The 3,825-nt window shown below is 48.7% G+C and carries 2 protein-coding genes; both read left to right on the top strand.

What is annotated here, in order from left to right; translation table 11 throughout:
• Positions 1–207 precede the first annotated feature (207 nt).
• The gene (locus QUB30_RS33045) at positions 208–1,035 is read left to right on the top strand and encodes a sulfotransferase (RefSeq protein ID WP_333342474.1); all 828 of its coding nucleotides are present in this window, start codon (positions 208–210) and stop codon (positions 1,033–1,035) included.
• Between the two features lie 165 nt (positions 1,036–1,200).
• Positions 1,201–3,825, top strand: a 2,625-nt coding sequence (locus tag QUB30_RS33040) for a DUF4347 domain-containing protein (protein WP_333342470.1), incomplete at its 3' end; no start/stop codon positions are given.

The raw sequence follows: 3,825 nt of genomic DNA, 5'->3' as shown, positions 1-3,825 counted from the left end.
AATAAACTCGGCGGTAATTCCGTAAAGTTATGCAACATCCAACTTAAAGCAGATACCGTCTCAGATGCTGGATGCACACTGTCTTGCCTCCAGAGATTATGGAAAGTCAATAGTGTGCAATGATACAGCAAGTAGCAACCGCAAAAGCGATCGCTTTCTTCTCTTCAAATGCCGACTATTTGCCCACCTTAAATATATTCCAACTGGATGCCCCAGAAAGCTCACTTTATATCCGGCCTACCCCGCTCAGGCTCTACTTTACTCGCAGCATTACTCCGGCAAAATCCCCGCTTTCATGCTGCTATGACTTCACCAGTCGGTGGTTTAGTCGATCGAATGTTGGAAGCCATGAGCGAAGACAATGAGTTTTCGGTGTTTATTTCCCCCGAACAAAAACGGGCGCTGATTCTGAGCATCTTTTCGGCTTATTACCACCCGCAAGCTGACAAAGAAATCATCTTCGACACCAATCGTCTTTGGTGCAGCAAATTGCCATTAATTCTGGAACTATTTCCCGAAGCTAAAGTTATCTGCTGTGTCAGAAACATCGCTTGGATCATGGATAGCATTGAGCTACTAATTCGGCGCAATGCCTTTGATGTTTCCAGGTTATTTAATAATCCAGCGGAACGGGCTACAGTTTATAGCCGTACTGAGGCATTAAGTCAAGGCTCGCGTTTAGTTGGTTATGCCTATAACGCCCTTAAAGAAGCATTCTACAGCGAACAGAGTGCCTCTCTCCTATTAGTTGATTACGATTTATTAACCAAAGGGCCGGCTAAAACCATGTCGCTGATTTATCAATTTCTGGGTGAAGAGCCTTTCGAGCATGATTTTAATAATGTTCAATATCAAGAACCAGAATTTGATAATAGACTAAACACAAAAGGCTTACATCAAGTTCGCGAGCGAGTCGAGTTTAAACCGAGAAAAACAGTTTTACCTCCCGACTTATTTGAGAGATTTGATAGCTTATCTTTTTGGATAGAAGCAACAAATAGCCGCGCTAGTACCATTGTCGCCAAAGCTAAATAAACCGTCAAGCCTTGACGGTGACTGTAACATTGACAACACTAAGTAAAATTTAACAGGTCATCTACCATGAGCAACCAAATAATTTTCGTAGACTCCTCAGTACAAGACTACCAAAGCCTAATTCACAACGCCGATGCCGCTCAAATTTTCATTTAAAATGAAAATTTGAGCGGCATCGAACAAATTACTAATGCCTTAGCAAATCAAAAAGATATTGAATCTGTACATATCCTTTCTCACGGCAACCAAGGCACTTTAAAACTCGGTGCAGATATACTAAATGAGAAGGATATAGAAACTTTCAGCAATCAGATAAAACAGTGGGGAAATGCCCTCACAGAAAATGGCGACATCCTATTATATGGCTGCGATGTAGCCGCCGGTGAAACTGGTAATAATTTTGTCAAGCGATTGAGCGAACTCACCGGGGCAGATGTCGCCGCCTCTAACGATTTAACAGGAAATGCAGCCCAAGGCGGAGACTGGGATTTAGAAATAGCAACGGGTAAGATAGAAGCCGCCGTGCCGTTTAATCGGGAGGCGATGGAAGATTATGATTATACACTGGCGAATTTTAGTGTCACGGTGGCAACCGATAATGGCACCGGCACTGTAGCAGGTACTTTAAGCAAAGCCATTTTAGATGCGAATGCCGCTGCCGGGGATGACACTATTACTATCCAAACAAATGTCCGATTTACAGGAACTCCTAATGTTCCGATTAACAGTAATATTGCCTTTATTGGTGGCGGTTTCACCGTAAGCGGGGATATCAATAACAACAGCACCAATGATGCGGCTGATGTTCGTCCCTTCTTTGTCAATTCGGGAATCGTCAGTTTCTCCAACATGACCATTTCGGGGGGGCGCGCCCAAGGTGGTAATGGCGGAGGTGGTGATAGTGCGGGTGGTGCTGCTGCTGGGATGGGTGGCGGTTTGTTCATTTATAACGGCACGGTTGCACTTAATAATACTGCGTTTACTGGCAATCAGGCAATTGGCGGTAACGGTGGGTCTACTTTGGCCCTCTACAGTGGTGGCGGTGGCGGTGGCTTTGGCGGTGGTGGTGGCTTTGGGGGCTTTGGCGGTGGCGGCAACGGCGGTGCGGGGGGCATCTCTGGTGGTACGGGGGGTGCTGGCGGTGCGGGGGGCATCTCTGGTGGTACGGGGAGCTTTGGCGGTGGTGGTGGTGGTGGTGGGGCGTATTTTGGTAATGGTGGTGGTGGTGGTGGGGGCGGATTTGGTGGTGGTGGTGGTGGTAGTGGCTACGGTGGCGCGGGGGCTCCGGGCGGTGCGGGCGGATTTGGTGGTGGTGGTGGTAGCACCCGCTCTGCTAACGTCGGTATTGGCGGTTTCGGGGGTGGCAATGGCACAACCTTTTTTACTGGTTCAGGCGGCGGCGGCGGCGCTGGTATGGGAGGTGCTATCTTCATCCGCACGGGTTCTTTAACCCTAAATAACACCACTTTTACTAGCAACTCAGCGACGGGTGGCACTGGCGGGAACCCCGGTCAAGGCTTAGGCGGTGCCATTTTTGTAATGGCTTCCACCACCAACAGCAACGGCAACAACCAGGGAATGCCAACGACGCTACCCACTGTCAGTGCCTTTGGGTTCCTCCGCACCAGCGCTAATACTGCTGCTCAGAACGCAAACACTACCACAAATAATAACGATATCTACGGAACCGTTATCAACACCGCCCCCCTCCTTGCCGATACCGCCGTCACCCTCAATCCCATCCTAGAAGATGCAGTTGCACCCACTGGCGCTGTCGGCACACTCATTTCTTCGATTGCAATGGGTACAAACATCACCGACCCCGACACGGGCGCATTGGCAGGGGTAGCCATCACCGCCGCCGACATAGCTAACGGCAGTTGGTTCTATACCATAGATGGCGGTACTACTTGGAATGCCTTGGGTGCAGTCTCCAATATCAGTGCTCGCCTACTCACCGCCGATGCCAACACCCGCATTTACTTCCAACCAACGGCCAACTACAACGGCACCATCAACAACGCCATCACCTTCCGCGCCTGGGATCAAATAACTGGAACAAATGGCAGCACATCCAATCCCAGCATCAACATAGGTGTCAGCGCTGCCACCGACACCGCAGACATCACCGTTACCCCTGTCAATGACAAACCCAGCTTCAGTAACTTAAGCAACCAAACCCTAACAGCTTGGACAAACACAATTCAAACTGTTAGCAACTGGGCAAACACTATTAGCTTTGGTCCCGCCGATGAATCAAGTCAAACTGTTAGCAACTACATCGTTACTAACACCGACAACACCTTATTTACAACTCAACCAAGTGTAGCAACCAATGGCACACTCACCTACACTCCCAGCGGCAAACCCGGTACTGCCACCGTAACTGTGCGACTGCAAGATAACGGCGGTACGGCAAATGGTGGTGTTGACCTTTCCGACATATCGACCTTTAATATCACCATTCCCGCACCGAAAGTTAACCTTACTGCCAGCACAACTACTGCCAGTGAAGCCGGGAAAACGGCTATTACCTTTACCGCCACTGCCGAAGGTAAAGTCGTCGGCGCTCAAACAGTTAATTTAGCATTAACGGGTACTGCTAGCGCTGCTGATTTTACTGCTGCTATTCCCGCTCAAATAACTATCCCAGATGGAAGTAATACGGGACAAGTAACCATTACAGTTAATGATGATTTGATTGCTGAAGGTACGGAAACAGCTACTTTAACAATTAGCAACCCGTCAACAGGAATTGCATTAGGAACAACCACTAACCAAAGTGTGACG

Source organism: Microcoleus sp. BROC3, from assembly GCF_036702515.1.
Classification (GTDB): domain Bacteria; phylum Cyanobacteriota; class Cyanobacteriia; order Cyanobacteriales; family Microcoleaceae; genus Microcoleus.
This window is presented reverse-complemented; position numbering and strand designations above follow the sequence as displayed.

What these genes read in the sequence shown, in the direction of transcription:
- QUB30_RS33045 (WP_333342474.1), top strand. Translation starts at nt 208, where the DNA reads ATGCCCCAGAAAGCTCACTTTATATCCGGCCTACCCCGCTCAGGCTCT.